The organism is Pseudoduganella albidiflava (assembly GCF_004322755.1).
Classification (GTDB): domain Bacteria; phylum Pseudomonadota; class Gammaproteobacteria; order Burkholderiales; family Burkholderiaceae_D; genus Rugamonas; species Rugamonas albidiflava.
The window spans coordinates 3,926,546-3,946,798 of the sequence record NZ_CP036401.1; the positions used below are offsets into that span (position 1 = coordinate 3,926,546).

The window sequence follows — 20,253 nt, forward strand, 5'->3', positions numbered from 1 at the left end:
AACTACCTCACACCAGGTGCATCAGAACTTGTACTCCACCGAGAGTCGGAACACGCGGCCCAGCATGTCGGCCATGCTCGTCACGTAGCCGCCGCTGTAGACGCTGTTGGCGGTGAGCGGTGGCCACTCCTCCGTGATGTTGTTCACGCCCAGGCTGACGGTGGTGTTCTTGATGCCCGTATAGCGCAGGTTCACATTGAACTGGCTGTAGTCGTCCACCTTGGTCAGCGTCGACCCCACGCGCGGCGTCAGGTCCGTCACGCCGCGCTGGTAGCGCTGCGACAGCGTGGCGCGCCACGGGCCCTGGCCCCAGCTGAACGACGCAGTGTGCTTCCAGCGCGGATTGATCTGCGGCATGCCCGCCAGGCCGGCGTTCGGGCCCGCGCCGCCGAAGCGGCCATCGTTGGTGATGATGCCGATGTTGGTGTGCCACGGGCCATCCTTCTCGGACTGGAACTCGTACTTGTGGTACCAGGTGCCATCCAGTTTCGCGTCGAAGGTGCCGTAGCTGGTGACAGGGAACCGGTAGCTGGCCGAGACGTCGGCGCCGCGGATGCGGCTCATGCCCCGGTTGGCCTGGCTGGCCACGATATGGTCGATCGTGCCATCGGCGCGGCGCAGGATGAATTCCTCGTACTTGGCCGGGTCCTGCTGCACTTCGGCGATCGTCACCGCGCCCAGCACGTCCTTGATCTTCAGGCCCCAGTAGTCGACCGTGACGGACAGGTTCCTGATCGGCTCGTAGGCGAAGCCGAACGAGAAGCCGCGCGACTTTTCCGGTTTCAGGAAGCTGTTGTTGGGCGACTTGGTCCAGTACTCGGTGCTCACGTTGCAGACCTGGTCGGCCGTGTAGCCCGCCACCGGCGTGCCGCTGCCGGCCACCGTCGGCTGCGCGCTCGGGCACAGCACCGGATCATCCATGTCGATCGTGCGCACTTCGGCCGTGGGGTTCTGGATGTCCATGATCGACGGCGCGCGGAAGCCGGTCGACAGGGAACTGCGCAGCAGCAGGCTTTCCATCGGGCGCCAGCTGCCCGCCAGGCGTGGATTGACGGTGGTCTGTTTCAGGTCGTCGTAATGGTCGGCCCGCACGGCGCCGTTGATCGAGATGGTCTCGGTGATCGGCGCTTCCACCTCGGCCAGCAGCGACGAGATGTCGCGCGACAGGCGTTTGCCCACGCCCTGCGGCGTTTCGCCGACCAGGTCGTGCTGCAGCACGTTGCCGGCGGCATCCAGGTTGTAGCTGCCATCGGCCTTCTTGTAGACGAAATCGAGCGGCGCATCGTAGGTGCGCGCGGCGTCGCGGCGCAGCTCGGCGGCCAGCGCCAGCGTCAGGTCGCCGCCCTTCAGGGACATCAGGGCTTTCGACAGCGTCACGTCGACGCTCTTGTTGTAGGCCTTGTTCAGGCGGTACGTGTAGTTGTTCGCCTCGATGCTGCGCAGGTATTCCGCGCCCGCCTCGTCCTGCAGGCCGAACGGGTTCAACGTGCCGTTGTTGAAGCCTTCCTGCGCCTTCGAATACAGGATGTAGCCGCCGCCCACCTTCGTGTCGCGCTTGCTCATGCCCCAGTTCACGCCGGCGCGGTAGTCCCAGCCCAGCACTTCGCCTTCGGCTGTCAGCACCACGCGGTCGTTGGTCTGCTCGTCGTTGCGGTAAGCCGAGCCCAGTTCGGCCGGGCCCCACTGGAAGTACAGCGTGCGGCCATTCATGTTCAGGTTGCTGACCGTGCCGGGCGTGCGCGTGGGGTCGATGTACATCGCCGGCGCATTGGTGCCGTCGTTGTTGCCGACCACCTGCACCGCCGGGGTGATGCCGTTGCCCGGGTAGAAGCGGCTCGACGATGGCAGCGAGTAGGTGGTGAACGGGTTGGTGCCGCCGGGGACCTGCATGCCGCGGAATTTCTGCACGGTGAACTTCGAGTGCAGCACGTCGATGTCGATCTTGTGGCCGCCCGGGATGTTGAAGCTGGAGCGCGCCGCGATCGTCTGGATCTCGCTTCCGTCGGTGACGGCGTTGTAGAACAGCGGGTTGCGGTAGCAGCCCGGCGCGTACACGGCCGGCGTGTTGGCGCTCTGGTTGCCCAGCGTCGGGCGGGAATACGGGTCCACGCAGCCGTTCGCGTACGTGGGGTTGTAGTTCGAGTTGGCGTTGCGGGCAAAGCCGAAGTTGGCCGTCGGGCTGGGATTGCGGGCGTCCGGCAGCAGGCCCAGGCCCAGCGAGCGCAGCACGTCGGGATCGTGCTGTTCGGCGCGTTCGCCCTGGAACAGCGGGGTTTTCTTCTGGTGGTCGACGGCGATGTAGGCATTCCAGCCATCGCGGGCCAGGTTGCCGATACCGGCGATGGCGCCGAAGCTGGTGGTCTTGCCGCCGCCGCTTTCTTCCGGCCGCGCGTATTCGCCCTTCAGCGTCACGCCTTCGTAGCCGCGCTTGGTCCAGTAGTTCTGCACGCCGCCGATCGCATCCGCGCCATAGGTGGAGGCGGCGCCGCCGGAGAGCGTCTCGACACGGTCCAGCGCCATGCGCGGGATCACGTTGACGGATACGTACTGGTCCTGCAGCGGTTCGTTGGCCAGGCGGCGGCCGTTCAGCAGCGTCAGCGTGCGCATCGGGCCGAGGCCGCGCAGGTTCGTCATCGGGCCGGCGGCGCCCGAGTTGGTGCCCAGCGACAGCGATTGCGGCTGTTCCAGCACCAGGTCCTTCAGTTCGGTGTGGCCGCGCGATTCCAGTTCGGTGGCCTTGATGGTGGTCACCGGCGTGGCCCCCTCGGTGGCCACGCGCCGGATCAGCGAACCGGTCACCACGACCGATTGCACCGCTTCCGCTTGCGGCGCGTCCTGGGTACTGCTCTGGGCATGGGCCAGGCCGCTCATCTCGCAGACGGCGACAGCGACGGCCAGCGCCATCGTTGCGCGCCGCAGCGCGGGTTGGCGCTTGGCCAGGTGTGGTGCGTACTTCATGTGTCTCCTCCGCCGGTCTTATTTTAAATTGGCTAGATCACTTGCTCGTACTGGTAGACCAGTCCCAGGATTGGCCGGACCAGTTGTTCCGAGTATGCACTCACAGCGCGGCGGAAGTCACGGGTAACATGCATCAACGTTGTGAAATTGCATCAACATCCAAACGCTCAGCAGATTGCGCGGTTGCCCTGCCGTGTAACGCTAGAGTGCGGCGTGCGTTCCCGGTCTCGACGGCATTGATGTTTTTTATATATACCAATACAATTCGCCTGGCGCCGGCCTGCCGGTCCAACCAGACAGTGGAGACAACGATGAAACGACAATTCGACCCCAACCGCATTCGGCGCGGCCTCGTCATGGGTATCGGTGCGCTGGCGGCGGCGCCGGGCGTGGCGCTGGCAGCGCCGGCACGCGCCCCCGCTTCCCGCGCGGGCGACCGCGCGAACACGCTGTGGTACCGCCATAGCGCCGCGCGCTGGGAAGAGGCGCTGCCGCTGGGGAATGGCCGGCTGGGGGCGATGGTGTTCGGCCGCGTGGCGCAGGAGCGCCTGCAGCTGAACGAAGACACGTTGTGGGCCGGCGCGCCGTACACGCCGGACAACCCCGCCGCGCTGGCGGCGCTGCCGAAAGTGCGGCAATTGCTCGCGCAGGGGAAGTACGCGGAAGCGACGGAAGAAGTGGGCGCCGCCATGATGGGCAAGCCGATCCGCCAGATGTCGTACGGCACCCTGGGCGACGTGCTGCTGACGATGGGGGATGCCCAGGCGCCCGCCGACTACGAGCGCTCGCTCGACCTGGCCAGCGCCGTGACCACCACACGCTACCGCACCCCGCTCGGCCAGCACACGCGGGAAAGCTTCGTGTCGGCGCCGGACCAGGTGATTGCCCTGCGCCTGCAGGCACCGCGCGGCACACTGGGTTTCACGCTGGGCTGGCGCGGGCCGCGCAAGGTGAAATCCATTGCGTCGAACTACCCCGGGCTGGCCACCGACCTGGCGAACGCCCCGCCCACCGACTGGCTGCAGGTCGAGGAAGCGGGCCCGCTGCCGCCCGATGCCGCCATCGCCGCGGATGGTCCGGATGCGATCCTCATCACGGGCCGCAACGAGGCGATGCACGGCATTCCGGCCGGCCTGCGCTATGCGCTGCGCATCCAGGTGCTCGGCGACGGCAAGCTGCGCTACGCCGACGGGCAGTTGACGCTGACCGGTGCTTCGGCCGCGACGGTACTGGTGGCCGCCGCCACCAGTTATGTCAACTACCGGGACGTGAGCGGCGATCCGGTGGCCATCGTGCGCCGCCAGACGGCAGCCGCGGCGGGCACGCCCTACGCCACGCTGAAGCGCCGCCATGTCGAGGAGCACGGCCGGCTGTTCGGCACGATGTCGATCGACCTGGGCACCAGCCCGGCGGCCGCCCGCCCCACCGACGAGCGCATCGCCGCCGCCGGCCAGCAGGACGATCCCGCGCTCGACGCGCTGTACCTGCAATATGCGCGCTACCTGCTGCTCGCCTCGTCGCGGCCCGGCACGCAGCCGGCCAACCTGCAGGGCATCTGGAACGAGGGCACCAACCCGCCATGGGGCGGCAAGTACACCATCAACATCAACACGCAGATGAATTACTGGCCAGCCGATCCGGCCGGCCTGGGTGCCTGCGTGGAACCGTTGCTGCGCATGGTGGAAGACCTGGCGCAGAGCGGCGCGAAAACCGCGAAGACGATGTATGGCGCGCGCGGCTGGGTGACACACCACAACACCGACCTGTGGCGCGCCGCCGCGCCGATCGACGCGGCCAGGTACGGCATGTGGCCATGCGGCGGCGCCTGGCTGTGCAATTCACTGTGGGACCACTATGACTACAGCCGCGATGCCCAGGTCCTGCGGCGGCTGTATCCGCTGCTGCGCGGCGCCTCCGAGTTCTTCCTCGACACGCTGGTCGAGGACCCGCAGGGCCGCGGGCTGGTCACGTCGCCGTCGATGTCGCCCGAGAACAGCCACCCGTACGGATCGTCGCTTGCCGCCGGCCCGGCGATGGACCGCCAGATCGTGCGCGACCTGTTCGGCCACACGCTGGAAGCGGGCCGCCTGCTCGGGCAGGATGCCGCGCTGCTGGAACGCATCGCCGAAGCGCGCGGCCGGCTGGCGCCGGACCGCATCGGCCAGCAGGGCCAGTTGCAGGAATGGCTGGAAGACTGGGATGCGCGCGCGCCGGACCGCCAGCACCGCCACGTGTCGCACCTGTATGCCCTGTACCCGAGCGCGCAGATCAACGTGCGCGACACGCCCGACCTGGCGCGGGCGGTGCGCCAGACCCTGGTCGACCGGGGCGACCTGGCCACCGGCTGGGGCACCGCGTGGCGCCTGTGCCTGTGGGCGCGGATGGGCGACGCCGAACATGCGTATTCGGTGCTGAAGGGGTTGACCGGACCGCGGCGCACTTACCCGAACATGTTCGATGCCCATCCGCCGTTCCAGATCGACGGCAATTTCGGCGGCGCGGCGGGGATCATGGAAATGCTGCTGCAATCGTGGGGTGGCGAGGTGCTGCTGTTGCCGGCGCTGCCCGCCGCCTGGCCGACGGGCCGTGTCGCGGGCATCCGCGCCCGGGGCGGGCTGACGGTCGACATGACGTGGGAACGGGGCCGGCTGACGGCGCTGCGCATCGGCGGCAAGCCGGGCGATGCGGTGGCGCTGCGCTACCAGGGCAAGCTGGCGCAGGTAAAACTGGATGCCGGCGGCACCTTCCGGAGCACCGGCCAGGCGCTGCTGTCGCTTGCCTGACTGGCCTGGCACCACGCGCCCGCCGAAGCGGAAACGTGGTGCCGTCCGCTCCTACTGCTGCGCAGGAGCCTGCGCCTGCGTTGGCAACGGCGCCGGCGGCTTCGGCGACAGCGTGAAGCCGTAGCTGGCCGGCGCCAGCGGGATGCGGTACTTGACCAGTGGCCGGCCGTTGCTGCTCCAGCCGTCGTCGCCGCCCACCCCGGCCTGGGCCAGGTCGACCAGCACGCTGCCATTGCCATGGGGCCGGATCTCGGAACTCTTCCAGGTGCCGCGCGGGCGCAGGTACAGGTCTTCGTACGGGAAGGCCAGCGCGGTGAACGCCAGCGGCTTGCTGCCCCGCACGACCACGCCGGGCACGCCGTCGCCGCGCAGTTCGAAGCGGCGCACGTCGGTCTTGTTGCCGCTCTCCTGCGGCCGCATGTAGCCGTGGTACTGGTCGGCGACCTTGCCGGTCCAGGCCCCCAGCGCCGCGCCGGTCTTGCGGTCGACATACGATTCGTGTGGCCCGCGGCCGTACCAGCTCACCGTGTCCAGCCGCGGCGCACTGTCGAAGCGCAGGCCCAGGCGCAGCGGATCGGGCAGGTCGTCGCGCAATGGCGTGAACGTGGCCTGCACGTCGACGCTGCCGTCGGCCCGCATCCGGTACACGTTCTCCCAGTGCACGGCACCCGCCCCGAACGAGTACAGCACCTTTACCGCGTTGCCGTCGATCGACACGTCGCGCACCTTGCGCTCGCGCGTGAAGTCGCCCCAGACCTGGTGGCTCTTCATGGTGCCGGTGCCTTCGTCGTTGTCCGTCAGGCCGCGCCAGAAGTTCGGCGTGCCGCCGGTCAGCAGTGGCTGGCCATCGACACTGTAGCTGACGGTGCCGGTGCGCGCATCGAGCTCCAGCCGCGCGGCCGGGGAGGCCAGCACGATCGCGTCGCCGTCGCGCTGCGGCTTGACGGCGGCGCCCCGCGCGGTGGCCGCCCTGCCCGCCGGCGGCACGATAAACTGCGACCAGCCGACCACCGAGCCGGCCGCCACGCCCGGCTCGGCGGCTCGCTGCCGGGCCTGGACCGTCAGCACGTATTCGCCTTCGCCGTGCGTGCGTGCCGGCAGCGCCAGCCTGACATCCTTCCTGGCGCCGGCGGCCGCCTTCACGCCGTCGAGCCGGCCCTGCGCCACGGCGATGCCGTCATGCAGCAGTTCCCACTCGAAGTCCAGGTGGTCCAGGTCGCGCATGTCGTAACGGTTGACGACCGTGACGCGGCCCTTTTCCGGATTGCCTTCGAAGACCACCGGCGAATAAACCTTCTGCAGCTCGTAGTATTCCGGGTCGGGCGTGCGGTCGCCGCGCACCACGCCGTCGCCGATCACGCTGTTGTCGCCGCGCGCCGGGTTCAGGTCGAAGCCGGAAGCCCAGTATTGCCGGCCCTGCGCATCCCGTGCGTACACGCTCTGGTCGACCCAGTCCCAGATGAAGCCGCCCTGCAGCTTGCGGTGGGCGCGGATGGTTTCCCAGTAATCTTCCAGGTTGCCGAGCGAATTGCCCATCGCGTGCGCGTATTCGCACTGGATCATCGGCTGCTTGAACGCGGGATCCTGCGCGTAGTCGATCATCTTGGTGATGTCGTCGTACATCGGCGCGTAGATGTCCACGTAGTCGTTCGGCGCGTGCCGCTCGATCAGGGTGCCATGGCCCAGGTAGCTGATCAGCCGGTTCGGGTCGGCCTGGCGGATCCATGCCGCGGCGGCCTCGAAGTTCGGGCCCGTGCCGGCCTCGTTCCCCAGCGACCAGAAGATGATCGACGGGTGGTTCTTGTCGCGCTCCACCATGCGGCTGACGCGGTCGAGGTGGGCGGCGCGCCAGTGCGGCTTGTAGCCCAGCTGGATCTTCTCCCGCGCTTCCGGGCTGCCGGCCTGGTCGCCCTTCTCCATGTACTCGTGCGATTCGATGTTCGCCTCGTCCATCACGTACAGGCCGTACTCGTCGGCCAGGTCGTACCAGCGCGGATCGTTCGGGTAGTGCGAAGTGCGCACGGCGTTGACGTTGGCCTGCTTCATCAGCTCCACGTCGCGGCGCATCGATTCCATCGACATCACGCGGTAGGTGACCGGATCGTGCTCGTGCCGGTTGACGCCGCGGATCATCACGCGCTTGCCGTTCACGCGCACTTCGCCATCGGCGATTTCCACGGTGCGGAAGCCGATGCGGCGCGAGGTGGCCGACAGCAGCTTGCCCTGCCCGTCATACAGTTCGACCAGCAGCGTGTACAGGTTCGGCGTCTCGGCCGACCACGGCTTCACGTTGGGGATGGCGCCGGACAGCACCGCCTTGCGGTCGGCGCCCGGCGTGCCTTTCAGGCCCAGTACCGGCTGCGTGCCGTCGAGCACCTGGGCGCGCACCTCGACCGCGCCCGGCTGGCCGGCCACTTCGGCCGCCAGCTCGAAGACGCCGTCGCGGTAGTTGGACTTGTCCAGCAGGGCCGTGACCTTGAAGTCGCGCAGGCGCGTCTTCGGTTCCGCGTAAAGATAAACGCTGCGCTCGATGCCGGATACGCGCCAGAAATCCTGGTCTTCCAGGTACGACGCGTCGGCCCAGCGATAGACCTCGATCGCCACCGTGTTGCGGCCCGGGCGCACGAAGCGCGTCACGTCGAATTCGGACGGCAGCTTGGAATCCTCCGAATAGCCGACCCGCTCGCCGTTGACCCACACATAGTAGGCCGCGCCGGCCGCGCCGATGTGCAGGAACACGTCCTGGCCACTCCAGTCGGCCGGCACGTCGATATCGCGCCGGTACGATCCCACTTCGTTGAGCTCGTGCGGTATCAGCGGCTCGTTGGCCGGGAACGGGTACTTGATGTTGGTGAAGATCGGCTTGCCGTAGCCCTGCGCCTGCATCATGCCGGGCACCTGCACGGTGGCCCACTTGCCGATGTCGAACGAAGGCTTGTAGAAGTTCTTCGGCCGCGCCGCCGGATTCGGCGAGTAGGCGAACCACCAGGTGCCGTCCAGCGAGCGGAAACGGGCCGAATCCGCCTTCTCTCCCGCCAGCGCCTTCTCCGGCGATTCGAAGTTGAAGAACGTGGCCTTCATCGGCTCGCGGTTCACGGCCACCACTTCCGGCTGCTCCCACTCGGCTCTGGTTTTCTCCGCCGCGGCGGACGAAAATGCTAGCGCTACCGCAATGGCAGCGGACAGGGTCGTACGTTTCAGCATGGTCTCCCACTGTTATCGTTGTCGGAGACGTTAGCTTAACGGAAACTTTGCAAAAAAACCGGTGACAGGCTCCAATTACGCGGAAATGTTTCGCGAAAACCGGTGACAGGCTCCGATTACAAAGAAATGTTTCTCGAAAAACGGTGACAGGCACCATTTTCAGGAGATGTATCCAGAACCCGATGACAGCCCCGGGGAGGTACCTGACCGGAGCCTGTCACCGGTTCTCGTTGTCGAGATCGGGCCTGCGGGGAGTGATCGTCTGCAGGCAAGCTCCGCCAGGCGAACGGACGATGCCCTTCAAGACATCGGCTTCGCCACGGCTTTCGATTCCCTGATCGAAGCTGCCACGGCTTTCGATTTCACGGTCGGTGCCTGTCACGGGTTTCGTTCAAAACCGGAGCCTGTCACCGGTTTCGTTTGCATAATCGGAGCCTGTCACCGGTTTCGCTCCGGTTTCGGTTAGGCGCATCGCTTCCCGCCGACGTTCGTCAGGCCTTCAGCACGATGCGCCGCTTTTCCCGTGCCGACTGGTAGACGGCTTCGATGATGCGGATGTCGCGCAAGCCCTCCTCGCCCGCCACGATCGGCTCGCGGTTCTCGCGGATGCACTGCGACAGGTGATCGAGCTGGCCAGCGAACTGGTTCTTGCCCGGTCCCGGCGGCGGCGTGATCTCGTTCTCCCGGCCCTTGCCGACCCACATCCGCTGGCCGGTATAGTTGGTGGCCGGCTCCAGCTCGATGCGGCCCTTGTCGCCCATCAGCAGGATCTGGTTGCGGTTGGCGCTGTACATCGACATGCACGAGCCGATCACGCCGGACGGGAATTCGAGCTGGAACTCGATCATGTCCTCCACTTCGCGGAAGCGCGGATCGTTGCGGTCGGTGGTCTCTTTCGCGTACACGGCCACCGGCTCCTCGCCGGTCATGTAGCGCGCCGCCTGCAGCGCGTAGATGCCGATGTCCATGATCGAACCGCCGCCGGACATGGCCTTCTTCAGCCGCCATGCGGTCGGATCGCCGGCCGTGTAGCCGTGTTCGGAGCGGAAGTAGCGCAGCTTGCCGATCTCGCCGGCCCGCGCGCGGCGGATCGCCTCCAGGTTGTACGGCTCGAAATGGCAGCGGTAGCCGATCATCAGCTTCTTGCCGGCTTGCCGGCAGGCGGCGATCATCGCCTCGCATTCCTTCGAGGACAGCGCCATCGGCTTCTCGCACATCACGTGCTTGCCCGCCTTGGCCGCGCGGATCGTGTACTCGGCATGCATCGACACGGGCAGGCAGACGTAGACGATGTCGATGTCCGGATTGTCGCGGATGCTGTCGTAGTTCTCGTAGCTGTAGATATTCTTTTCCGGCACCCCGTACTGCGCCGCCACCCGCCTGGCCTTGGCCGGATCGCCGGACACCAGCGCCACCAGCCGGCTGTGTTCGCAGTTCTTGAATTGGGGGATGATCTGCCCCAGCCCGTAACCGCCCAGGCCCACGATCGCATACCCCAGCTTGCGCGCGGGCGTTTGCGCCAGCGCGGACGACCCCATTGCCGACGCCGCGATGGCGCCGCCAGCGGCAAGAACGAAACCACGTCGATCCAGATCCACAGTCATGCCCAGCTCCTCTCCAGTTGTTATGACAACGATTTCAGGCTGCCGGGAATTCTATCTCAACGCCGGCGGTGTTTCACTTGAAATGTTTCCAAGAAAATGGGGACGGACCCCATTTTCCAGGCAACTTATTCCGCCCCGCCCTGCGCCTCCGGCTTGGCGTGCAGCCACCGCGCATGGGCGGCGCGCGCCGCGTAGTCCAGCGCGTAGCCCAGCAGGCCGATCAGGATGATCGCCGCCATCAGCTCCGAATAGGCCAGCCGGTCGCGCGTATCGAGGATGAAGTACCCCAGGCCGGCCGACACGCCGAGCATCTCGGCCGGCACCAGCACGATCCAGATGATGCCGATCGCCAGGCGCACGCCCGTGAGGATATGGGCGGTGATGCCCGGCAGGACCACGCGCCACACGACTTCGGAGCGGGTGGCGGAAAGGCTGCGCGCCAGCAGCATCCAGTTCGGGTCGAGCTGCGCCACGCCGGCCACCGTGTTCAGCATCAGCGGCCAGGTGGCGGCGAAGGCCAGCAGGAAGTACACCGGCGCGTCGCCGACGCCCAGCGCCATCACCGCCAGCGGCATCCACGACAGCGGCGACACCATGCGCAGCAGCTGGAACAGCGGCGTGCTGGCCAGGGCGAAGCCCCGCGACAGCGCCACCAGGATCCCCAGCGGCACGCCGACCACGGTCGCGCACAGCAGGCCGATGCCCACCCGCTTCAGGCTCACCGCCACGTGGATCCAGATATCCGGCCCCTTCACCATGTCGATGAAGGCCTGCGCAGTGGCCAGCGGCGCGAACGCGGCGGCGATCGGCGTGCGTGCCTCGAGGGCGGCGACACCGAACGCCCACAGCACGATCGCCAGCGCAATGCCCGCCACGGGCAGGAGGAACCTGGCCAGCATCGTCAAACGGCCACCGTCTCGGTGCGCAGCAGGTTCGCGGGCAGCCCGAACGCGGCCGGGCCACCGGCGGCGGCGATCGACTTGCGCACGAAGCGGTCGTCGACCAGGTCGCGCGCGACGAATTTCGGATCGAGGCCGGCCAGGAACTTGTTGTCGCCTTCGACCTTGGTCTGCACCAGCGCGCGCACCATCTCCTCGGTGTACGACGCGAACGGATACGGCTGGAAGTCGATGCGGCGCTGCTGCCACTGCGGATGCGCGATGACGCCGCGCTTCTGATAGTCCGAGTAATCCGTCACGGCCAGCACCTTCGTCAGCGGCTGCAGCTGGTGCGGCGTGTAGCGGTTCGGTCCGGACGAGGACAGCAGCTTGGCCGTCTCCACCTGGTTCGAGCGCGACCACAGCTGCGCGTTGACGATCGCGTTGGTGACGCGCTGCGACCATTCCGGCCGCTCGGCCAGGTCGCGCTCAGCCAGGAAGGTCACGCAGCAGGCGTGGTTCTTCCACACGTCGCCCGAGAAGCGCAGGATCTTGCCGACGCCGGCCGTTTCCGCCAGCGCGTTGAACGGCTCCGCGACGATGTACCCGGCGATCGATTTCGACGCCAGCGCCGACACCATCTCCGAAGGCGCCATTACCACCAGGCTCACTTCGTTCTTCTTCAGGTCCGCGCCGCGGCCGCGCGTGACCACCGTGAGCTTGTGCGCCGCCAGCAGCTTTTGCAGCAGGATATTGTGGATCGAATACCAGAACGGGATCGCCACCGTCTTGCCGCCCAGGTCGGCCACCGAGTTGATCTCGTTCAGCACCGTCAGCCCGGAGCCGTTGACGTGGTTCCAGGCCACCACCTTGGCCGGGAATTTCGAGCCGTAGCGCACCCACAGCGTGGCCGGCGACAGCAGGTGGATCACGTTCACCTGGCCGGACACGAAGGCCTCGACGATCTGCGCCCAGCTGCGGAACAGCCGCGGCGCCTCGGTCTTCAGGCCCTGCGCATCGAACAGCTTGCGGCCATGCGCCACCAGCAGCGGTGCCGCGTCGGTGATCGGCAGGTAGCCGATCTTGACGGGCTGGTCGTCGCCCTTGAAGGCTTGCGCGCGGGCGTCGCCGGCGAACAGCAGCGGTGCCGCGGCACCGGCCGTGGCCAGCGCGGACATGCGCAGGAAATCACGGCGCGACATGCCGCAGTCGCAGTCGGAAGAAGCGCAGATGTGGATGTTCTGGTTGTTCTGATTCGTCATGTTGTTATTTTCCGGAAGGTTGTCAGGTGCGCGCGGTCGCGGCGCGCAGTTCGGCCACGATGTCCAGGCGCAGGCGCACGATCTCGTCGCCATGCTCTTCGCGCGGCCGTGGTATGTCCACGCGCCATTCGCGCGCGATGCGGCCCGGCCGGCCCGCCAGCAGCAGGATGCGGTCGGCCACCAGGATCGCTTCGTCGATGTCGTGCGTGACCAGCAGCGCGGCGGTGTGCCAGCGGTGCACCAGGTCCACCAGCAGCGACTGCATTTCCGCGCGGGTGATCGCATCGAGCGCGGAGAACGGCTCGTCGGCGAAAAGCAGTTCGGGTTCGCGCGCCAGGGCCCGGGCCAGCGCCACGCGCTGCGCCTGCCCGCCGGACAGCTGGGCCGGATACGCATGGGCGTGCGATGCCAGGCCGACGGCTTCGATGGCGTCGTGGATGCGCCGCGCCCGCGCCTGCCGGTCGATGGCTGGCTGCCGCGCGAAGTCGAGGCCGAAGCCCACGTTGGCGCTCACGTCGAGCCAGGGCAGCAGGCTCGGTTGCTGGAACACCAGCGCCGCACGCGGATGGGGCGCCAGCAGCGGCTGGCCGAGGAAATGCACCGCGCCACCGTCCGGCGCCGCCAGCCCGGCCAGGCCGCGCAACAGCGTCGACTTGCCGCTGCCGCTGCCGCCCAGCAGGCAGACGATCTCGCGCTTGCCGATGGCCAGCGACACGCCGTCGACCACCGCCCTGCCCTGGTAGCCGAAGCGCAGGCCGCGTGCGTCGAGGGCGGGGTCGGGCGTGGCGCGCGGCTCCGCGGCCGCCGTGATCGGATCGGCCACCGTCATGCCGCGCCCGCGGCAGCGGCCTGCTTCTGCAATTCCATCTGCAGCTGCGTCAGGCTCGGCGTCACGATCGGAATGAACGCCGCTTCGCGCCAGCGGCGCGCGAAGTTGCGGTCGTGGTTCATCAGGTAGGCGCGGCCGCCGCTGCCCTGCAGCTCCAGCATCACGGCCTGCTGCACGATGTCGGCCAGCGAAATGCGCAGCCGGAACAGCGGAGCGGCGGCGCTCTTGAAGCGGCCATCCGCCACGCCTTCGTGCATCTGCCCGACGGCACGGGCCAGTTCCGCCTGCAGCGATTCCACCCGGCCCAGCAGGCCGCTGCGCGTCACGGTGCACAGCCGGTGCGCCGCGCCCAGGCTGGCCCGCGCCAGGCCGATCGACATGCCGCACTGCATGCCCAGGAACGCCGGGCGCACGGCCGGCAGCCAGGCCCGCGCGTCATGGGTGATCACGTCGGCCTCGCCGATGTGCACGCCGTCCAGCTTGACGGCAGCGGTATTGCTGCCGCGCAGCGCCATCAAGTCCAGGTCGGCGCTGCGCTCGGTGCCTCCGGCATCGCTGCGGAAGGCGATCACCGCGGGGGGCGCGCCCTCGGACGACGTGACCGCAGCCGCCGCGATGAAGCCTTCCTTGCGCAGGTTGGTGATCCATGCCAGGCCACCGTCCAGCCGCCAGCCGCCCTGCTCGGACGCCAGCGGCGTGGCCGTGATCTGCAGCGACTCGATCCCGGACAGGAACTTCATCGCGTTCGACAGCCCCGTGGCGCCGCCGATCTCACCTTGCAGCAGCGGCGCCAGCCACCGTTCGCGCAAGGCCTGGTTCGGGCTTTGCAGCACGTATTCGATGAAGGTGCGGTGCCCCCAGAACACGAAGGCCGCCGTCAGCGACCGTTCGGCCACGGCGGCGATGGCTTCGATGGCATCGCGCACGTCGCCCCCGCTGCCGCCCAGCGCTTCCGGCACGCCCGCGCCGAACAGCCCCGCCCCGGCCAGCCGCGGCACCACTTCCGATGCCAGTGCCGGCGACGTGTCGAGTGCATCGGCGTGGGTGGCCAGCCAGTCCGCCAGCGCGGCCGGCAGCTCGATGGAACGTGCCGCCGTGGAAGGCGCGACGGCCATCAGATGGCTCCGGGCGCGTAGGGTTGCAGTTCGGGATTGATCGCGCTGCCGGACAGCGTATTGGCGAAGTTGCACAGCGTGGCCAGCGCCACGCCCAGCACCACTTCCAGCGATTGCTGTTCGTTGTAGCCGGCGGCCAGGAAGGCTTGCAGCGCCGCGTCGTCCACCGCGCCGCGGGTGGCGATCACGGTTTTCGCGAAGGCGGCCACCGCATCCAGTTTCGCATCGCCGGTGGCGTTGCCCTGCTGGAGCGCGCGCACGGTCTCGACCGGCAGTTGCGCCTTCTTCAGCGCCACGGCCGTGTGGCCGGCCACGCAGAAATCGCAGCCGTGGATGCGCGCGGCGGTGATCTGCACCACTTCGCGCTCGGCCAGCGTCAGGCTGGTCTTGGCATTGATGCCGGACACCGTCATGTACATTTCCAGCGCCTGCGGCGAATTGGCCAGCACGCCGATCAGGTTCGGCAGGAAGCCATTGTTGGCCAGGGCCTTTTCAACGAACGGACGGCTCGCTTCAGGTGCGGTATCGACGGTATGCAGCGTGAGACGGGACATGATGGACTCTCGGTAAGAAGTTTGACCTGGCATTATATGGGGCGTGTGCGGTGGACGAAAAGACGCGCGCGTCGCGATTTCCTGCTCCATCGTCCAGATCGCGCAGCCGTTTCCGGCGCCCCCGCCGCCGCGCGTCAGTTTAGCTGCGGTGCCGTGTCGCGGGCGCGCCGCTGGCGCCGGAAGGCCCCCGGCGGCTCGCCGATCACCCTGTGGAAGGCCCGCGAGAACGCCGCATGTGAACGGTACCCCACGTGTTCGGCGGCGCGCTCGATCGTCTCGCCCCCATGCAGCCGCTGGGCCGCGATCTTCATCCGCAACAGCAGCAGGAACTGAGCCGGAGGCTGGCCGCTGGCGTCGACGAAATGCTTGTAGAAGCTGGAGCGCGACATGTGCACCGCGCGTGCCATCGCGTCCGTCGACCAGTCGTGGCCGGGGTCGGCCATCATGCGCTCCAGCAGCATGGCGAAGTCCGGGCGGCGCGCCAGCGCCAGCAAGCCTGACAGTACGTCGTGCCGCCGCGCCACGTGCCGCGTCACGTAGAAGAACAGCAGCCCTGCCAGCCGCGAGACCAGTGGCGGCGGCAGGTCTGGATCCGCCCCTTTCTGTCCTTCGGCCTGGGCTTCCGCCAGCATCAGGTCGAACACGGTGCCGGCGGCGCGGATCGAGGCATCGTCGGCGCGCAGCTCGACGACATCGGGAAACGAATCGACCACCAGCGTGCTGAGGGCGCCATGGAACTGGAAGAAGCCGCAGGCCAGCCCGGTGCTTTCCGGCACAGCGGCGTGCAGCGGCTGCATCCCGCCGGACGGCAGCGGCGCCGCCGGATCCGGATCGGAGCTGATGAAATGGTCGATATCGCGCAGCAGGAACACACCGTCCCGCGGGCCGAGGCGCAGCGGTGCGCGGCCCGCCACATGCAGCCAGCAGGTGCCATGCAGCACGAGGTGATAGCTGCCCAGGCCGCGGCCCGCCGTCGAGGCGCGCCACCGGCCGCAGTACTGGCCCACGTGGAAGGCGGCGGCTTCCAGCTCGATGCTGTCGATCAGCCAGTGTACGAGGCGGTCTGTGTCGGCTGCGCTATCCATGCGGGGTCGGGCCTGAAAATGGGCGTTCGATTATGCCGCAGGCACGCGCGCGCCGCCACGTACGGATTCGCATATGCTCATGCACTTTGCGCTTTGCGCCGCGCGCGGGGCGCCCTATACCAGGCCAGTCAGGTAGTACAGGGCAATCACGAAGAACACCGCCGCCGTCTTGATGATGGTGATGCCGAAGATGTCCTTGTACGACTGCTTGTGCGTCAGCCCGGTGACCGCCAGCAGCGTGATTACGGCGCCGTTGTGCGGCAGCGTGTCCATGCCGCCGCTGGCCATCGCCACCACGCGGTGCAGCACTTCGAGCGGGATGCCGGCGGCGTTGCAGCCGGCGATGAAGCTGTCCGCCATGGCCGCCAGCGCGATGCTCATGCCGCCGGATGCGGAACCGGTGATGCCCGACAGCGTGGTCACCGAGATGGCCGCGTTCACCAGCGGGTCGGGGATCTTGCGCAGCGCCTCGCTGACGGCGATGAAGCCGGGCAGCGCGGCGATCACGCCGCCGAAGCCGTATTCGGAGGCGGTATTCATCGCCGCCAGCAGCGCGCCGCCGACGGCGGCCTTGGTGCCTTCGGCGAACGAAGCCTTGATGCGCCGGAACGCGGTCAGGCACACCAGCAGGATGCCCAGCAGCAGCGCGCCCTCCACGGCCCAGATGCCGACCACGGTCTTGATCGGTGTTTCGACCGGCGCCTTCAGTCCCGGCAGCAGGTCGGACGTCAGCGTGTAGCTGGTGCCGTACCAGTTGGCGATGGCGGCCGTGAGCACGAAGTTGGCTACGCCCACCAGCACCAGCGGCGCCACCGACAGCAGCGGATGCGGCAGGTCGGCGGCGGCCGGCCCGCCGGCCTTGCCCGCATCCTTTCCGTCGTCGGCACCGTAGCCCTCCCCGGTCGCCATCACGGTGCGGCGGCGCCATTCGAGGTAGGCCAGGCCGGCGATCACGGTGGCGATCGCACCGGCGATGCTGAGCGATGGCGCGGCCCAGCCGGTGGTCTGGAAAAAGGTGGTCGGGATGATGTTCTGGATTTGCGGCGTGCCGGGCAGCGTGTCCATCGTGAACGAGAACGCGCCCAGCGCGATCGCGCCGGGCATCAGCCGCTTCGGGATGCCGCTCTGGCGGTACAGCTCCGCCGCGAACGGATACACGGCGAACACCACCACGAACAGCGACACGCCGCCATACGTCAGCAGCGCACACACGGCCACGATCACGGCGTTGGCCCGGGTGCTGCCGATGTAGCGGATCGCAGCGTGCACGATCGACTGCGAGAAGCCGGCCATCTCGACCAGCTTGCCGAACACGGCGCCGAGCAGGAACACGGGGAAGTACAGCTTGACGAAGCCCACCATCTTTTCCATGAAGATGCCGGAAAAGACGGGGGCGACGGCGCCGGGTTCCGTGAGCAGCACGGCGCCCAGCGCGGCAACGGGAGCGAACAGGATGACACTGTAGCCGCGGTAGGCGGCGAACATCAGGAATGCCAGTGCGGCGAGGACGATCAGGAAAGACATGGGCGGCTATTGTCGGGTTGGCAAGCCGCCATGCTAACGATTCCCTGCCTTCCTGCGCGCACAGGAAGCGCGGGGCCCGGCTTGCGGATGACAAGCCGGGCCCCGTGTTCTGGTGTAAATTTGCTGCGCTGGTTTAGTGGAAAATGCCGACCGCCAGTTCCGCCCACAGTGTCAGCAGGGCCAGCACGATGGCGCCGCCCGCGGCCAGGCGCGACGTGCGGCTGCGCAGTGTCGCCCGCGCCAGTTCCAGCGCCAGCCCGGTCGCGGCCAGCAGGATGGCGGCGGCGACGAAATCGCCGGGGCCCCAGTCGAATCCGCCGCCCAGCAGCATCGAGGCGGCGGGCACCAGCAGGAGCGCGCCGGTGACGAACAGCACGCGCAGGACATTGCGGCTGGTAAATGGCTTGATTGCCTGGCTGTCGGTTGCGCTGTGCATGGTGGCCTCCCGGGCGGTGGTGTCGAACCATCATGGTAGCACCGCGGGTAGCACCGCGGGTAGCATTGCGGGAATGTCCAGTCATCCGGCAGGGGCCGCACGTTCCACGCCTGCCACATGCATACTGGACATTTCCGCACGCTGCCCCCAGCATCCTCCCTGTTCAAGAACAACGGGAGAACCGATGCGACCCTTCATGCCTTTCAACCTCTTGCTGGCGGCCTTGTTGCCACTGGCCGCCAGCGCCGAGCCGCCGCCGGTCGAGCAGCGCGAACTGCTGGGCGGCGTGCTGTGGCTGCAGCAGGCGCCCGAAGCGCGGCTGGCCACGCTGTCCATCTACCGCAACGCCACCGGCATGCTGAAGAAGGCGATCGCCGCGCCGGACAGCGCGGCCATCGAACAGCGCGGCCAGCAAGCCGCCGCCACCGTGCCGACCGCCGTCATCGTCGACGTCGATGAAACGATGCTCGACAACAGCCCCTTCGAAGCCTACATGGTGCGTAGCGGCGCGGCGTTCGACGAGGCGGCGTGGGCGCGCTGGATCGGCATGCGCAGCGCCGTCCCGGTCCCCGGCGCGCTGGAGTTCGCGAAGGCCGCCGACAAGGCGGGCGCACGCATGTTCTACGTGACGAACCGCGAATGCTTCGCCGGAGAGAACCCGTGCAAGGCCAAAGCCGACACGATGGCGAACATGGCGAAGCTGGGTTTCCCCCGCGCGGACGACCCGGAAGCCTTCCTGCTCAAGGGCGAACGGCCGGACTGGCGCACGGACAAGACCAGCCGCCGCCGGCACGTGGCGGCCACGCACCGCATCGTGATGCTGGTCGGCGACGACATGCGCGACTTCGTGTCCCCGGCCCAGGCGCACGCGCTGCATGCGCGCGACCGCGAGCTGACCAGGCTGGCCGAAGCGGAAATCGGCCGGCGCTGGTTTGTCATCCCGAATCCCATGTACGGCTCGTGGATGGAACGCCTGGGCACGCTGGATGGCCAGTACGCGGCGCTGGACACCGCCGCGCTGCCGGCCGCGGAACGCATCGCACTGGCCACCTGGAACATGGAGTGGCTGATGACCACGGCAACCTACGACGCGCTGAAGGCGACATGCACGGCCGGCTCGCCGCCCTCGCATGCGCGGGCGATCCCGTGCAACAAGGACCGCCCGCCCCTGCCCCGCCGCGTGGCCGCCGACTTCGATGCGCTGGCCGAGGTGGCGCGCCGCATTCCCGCGGACGTGGTGGCGCTGCAGGAGGTGGACGGCCCGGAAGCGGCGGCCACGGTGTTCCGCGACGGCTGGCAGCTGGCCTGCTTCACCTCGCGCGCCCATCCGCAGAAGGTGGGATTCGCCGTGCGCGCCGGCATCCCGTTCGCCTGCAACGAAGAAGTGAAGGCGCTCGACATCGATGGCGCCACGCGCTCCGGCGCCGACATCACGCTCCACCCGGGCACGCCGCGCGCGGTGCGGCTGCTGTCGATCCACCTGAAGAGCGGCTGCTTCACCGGCTCCCTGGCCGATGCCGCGCCAGGCGCGCCCTGCGGCGCGCTGCGCAAGCAGATTCCCGTGCTGGAACGGTGGATCGATGCCCGCGCCGCCGAGAACGCGCGCTTCGCCGTGCTGGGCGACTTCAACCGGCGGCTCGAACTCGATGCCGGCCTTCCCGCGGGCCCGGATGAAGCAAAGCCCGACGCCATGTTCCAGGCCCTCAGCGACGACCAGCCGAAAGGCGCCATGCTGGCGCGCGCCACCGCCGGCCAGGCGCACGTGCGCTGCTCCCCGCTCGACCGCCACCCGCCCGCCGCGATCGACAACATCCTCGCCAGCCGCTCGCTGGCCGCGCTGGGCCACCTCTCGTATGCGCGCATCACGTTCGATGGCGATACCGCGGTCCGGCACAAGTTTCCGGATCATTGCCCGGCCGTGCTGACGATCCATTAAGGAGATCGGGGACGTCCACAATGTCCCCAAGCTGAACCCATTCAGGTGCAAATTCCAGGGTGAGGCCCTGGTGCCGCTGGGATAA

General features: G+C 68.1%; 14 protein-coding genes. 2 read left to right on the forward strand and 12 right to left on the reverse strand.

Translation table 11 applies throughout. The annotated features are described in order from the left end of the window. Window positions 1-21 precede the first annotated feature (21 nt). Window positions 22-2,958, reverse strand: a complete 2,937-nt coding sequence (locus EYF70_RS16210; protein WP_131146337.1) for a TonB-dependent receptor domain-containing protein — start codon at window positions 2,956-2,958, stop codon at window positions 22-24. Between the two features lie 311 nt (window positions 2,959-3,269). Between EYF70_RS16210 and EYF70_RS16215 the strand changes: the two genes are divergently transcribed. Further along, window positions 3,270-5,741 (forward strand): glycoside hydrolase family 95 protein, encoded by a 2,472-nt coding sequence (locus tag EYF70_RS16215; protein WP_218943680.1) that lies wholly within the window; start codon window positions 3,270-3,272, stop codon window positions 5,739-5,741. A gap of 51 nt (window positions 5,742-5,792) precedes the next feature. Here the strand turns inward: EYF70_RS16215 and EYF70_RS16220 are convergent, their stop codons facing one another. The 11 genes from EYF70_RS16220 to EYF70_RS31105 form a co-directional block, all read right to left on the reverse strand. Further along, complete coding sequence (locus EYF70_RS16220) at window positions 5,793-8,945, reverse strand: glycoside hydrolase family 2 TIM barrel-domain containing protein (RefSeq protein WP_131146338.1); 3,153 nt, start codon at window positions 8,943-8,945, stop codon at window positions 5,793-5,795. 217 nt (window positions 8,946-9,162) lie between these two features. After that, window positions 9,163-9,327, reverse strand: a complete 165-nt coding sequence (locus EYF70_RS31100; RefSeq protein WP_165497691.1) for a hypothetical protein — start codon at window positions 9,325-9,327, stop codon at window positions 9,163-9,165. A 109-nt stretch (window positions 9,328-9,436) separates the two neighbouring features. Next, entirely contained in the window at window positions 9,437-10,549 is a 1,113-nt protein-coding gene (locus tag EYF70_RS16225) for a Gfo/Idh/MocA family protein (RefSeq protein WP_131146339.1), read from the reverse strand. 125 nt (window positions 10,550-10,674) lie between these two features. Next, a complete protein-coding gene (locus EYF70_RS16230) occupies window positions 10,675-11,448 on the reverse strand; it encodes an ABC transporter permease (RefSeq protein WP_174800409.1) in 774 nt (257 codons plus the stop codon). Window positions 11,449-11,450: 2 nt separating this feature from the next. After that, on the reverse strand, window positions 11,451-12,689 hold the full coding sequence (locus EYF70_RS16235) for an ABC transporter substrate-binding protein (RefSeq protein WP_131146340.1): 1,239 nt from the start codon (window positions 12,687-12,689) through the stop codon (window positions 11,451-11,453). Between the two features lie 22 nt (window positions 12,690-12,711). Beyond that, complete coding sequence (locus EYF70_RS16240) at window positions 12,712-13,518, reverse strand: ABC transporter ATP-binding protein (RefSeq protein ID WP_131146341.1); 807 nt, start codon at window positions 13,516-13,518, stop codon at window positions 12,712-12,714. Next, window positions 13,515-14,633: an acyl-CoA dehydrogenase family protein gene (locus EYF70_RS16245; protein ID WP_131146342.1), complete on the reverse strand. Its 1,119-nt coding sequence runs from the start codon at window positions 14,631-14,633 to the stop codon at window positions 13,515-13,517. Before EYF70_RS16245 ends, EYF70_RS16240 begins: the two co-directional genes overlap by 4 nt. Next, a complete protein-coding gene (locus EYF70_RS16250; protein ID WP_131146343.1) occupies window positions 14,633-15,187 on the reverse strand; it encodes a carboxymuconolactone decarboxylase family protein in 555 nt (184 codons plus the stop codon). Before EYF70_RS16250 ends, EYF70_RS16245 begins: the two co-directional genes overlap by 1 nt. A 134-nt stretch (window positions 15,188-15,321) precedes the next feature. Beyond that, entirely contained in the window at window positions 15,322-16,272 is a 951-nt protein-coding gene (locus EYF70_RS16255) for an AraC family transcriptional regulator (RefSeq protein WP_131146344.1), read from the reverse strand. Between the two features lie 114 nt (window positions 16,273-16,386). Then, window positions 16,387-17,796, reverse strand: coding sequence for a GntP family permease (locus tag EYF70_RS16260; RefSeq protein WP_131146345.1), 1,410 nt, complete (start codon window positions 17,794-17,796; stop codon window positions 16,387-16,389). Window positions 17,797-17,929: 133 nt separating this feature from the next. Beyond that, window positions 17,930-18,232 carry a hypothetical protein gene (locus EYF70_RS31105; RefSeq protein ID WP_165497692.1) on the reverse strand — a complete coding sequence of 101 codons (303 nt, stop codon included), beginning with the start codon at window positions 18,230-18,232 and terminating at the stop codon, window positions 17,930-17,932. A gap of 196 nt (window positions 18,233-18,428) precedes the next feature. On the opposite strand from EYF70_RS31105, the gene EYF70_RS16265 reads away from it, so the two are divergent. After that, on the forward strand, window positions 18,429-20,168 hold the full coding sequence (locus EYF70_RS16265) for an HAD family acid phosphatase (RefSeq protein WP_165497693.1): 1,740 nt from the start codon (window positions 18,429-18,431) through the stop codon (window positions 20,166-20,168). Window positions 20,169-20,253: the final 85 nt, after the last annotated feature.

Coding starts and splice junctions, on each gene's coding strand:
- EYF70_RS16210 (WP_131146337.1), bottom strand. CDS start 2,958: ATGAAGTACGCACCACACCTGGCCAAGCGCCAACCCGCGCTGCGGCGC.
- EYF70_RS16250 (WP_131146343.1), bottom strand. CDS start 15,187: ATGTCCCGTCTCACGCTGCATACCGTCGATACCGCACCTGAAGCGAGC.
- EYF70_RS16245 (WP_131146342.1), bottom strand. CDS start 14,633: ATGGCCGTCGCGCCTTCCACGGCGGCACGTTCCATCGAGCTGCCGGCC.
- EYF70_RS16230 (WP_174800409.1), bottom strand. CDS start 11,448: ATGCTGGCCAGGTTCCTCCTGCCCGTGGCGGGCATTGCGCTGGCGATC.
- EYF70_RS16260 (WP_131146345.1), bottom strand. CDS start 17,796: ATGTCTTTCCTGATCGTCCTCGCCGCACTGGCATTCCTGATGTTCGCC.
- EYF70_RS31105 (WP_165497692.1), bottom strand. CDS start 18,232: ATGCACAGCGCAACCGACAGCCAGGCAATCAAGCCATTTACCAGCCGC.
- EYF70_RS16255 (WP_131146344.1), bottom strand. CDS start 16,272: ATGGATAGCGCAGCCGACACAGACCGCCTCGTACACTGGCTGATCGAC.
- EYF70_RS16220 (WP_131146338.1), bottom strand. CDS start 8,945: ATGCTGAAACGTACGACCCTGTCCGCTGCCATTGCGGTAGCGCTAGCA.
- EYF70_RS16235 (WP_131146340.1), bottom strand. CDS start 12,689: ATGACGAATCAGAACAACCAGAACATCCACATCTGCGCTTCTTCCGAC.
- EYF70_RS16225 (WP_131146339.1), bottom strand. CDS start 10,549: ATGACTGTGGATCTGGATCGACGTGGTTTCGTTCTTGCCGCTGGCGGC.
- EYF70_RS16240 (WP_131146341.1), bottom strand. CDS start 13,518: ATGACGGTGGCCGATCCGATCACGGCGGCCGCGGAGCCGCGCGCCACG.
- EYF70_RS16215 (WP_218943680.1), top strand. CDS start 3,270: ATGAAACGACAATTCGACCCCAACCGCATTCGGCGCGGCCTCGTCATG.
- EYF70_RS16265 (WP_165497693.1), top strand. CDS start 18,429: ATGCCTTTCAACCTCTTGCTGGCGGCCTTGTTGCCACTGGCCGCCAGC.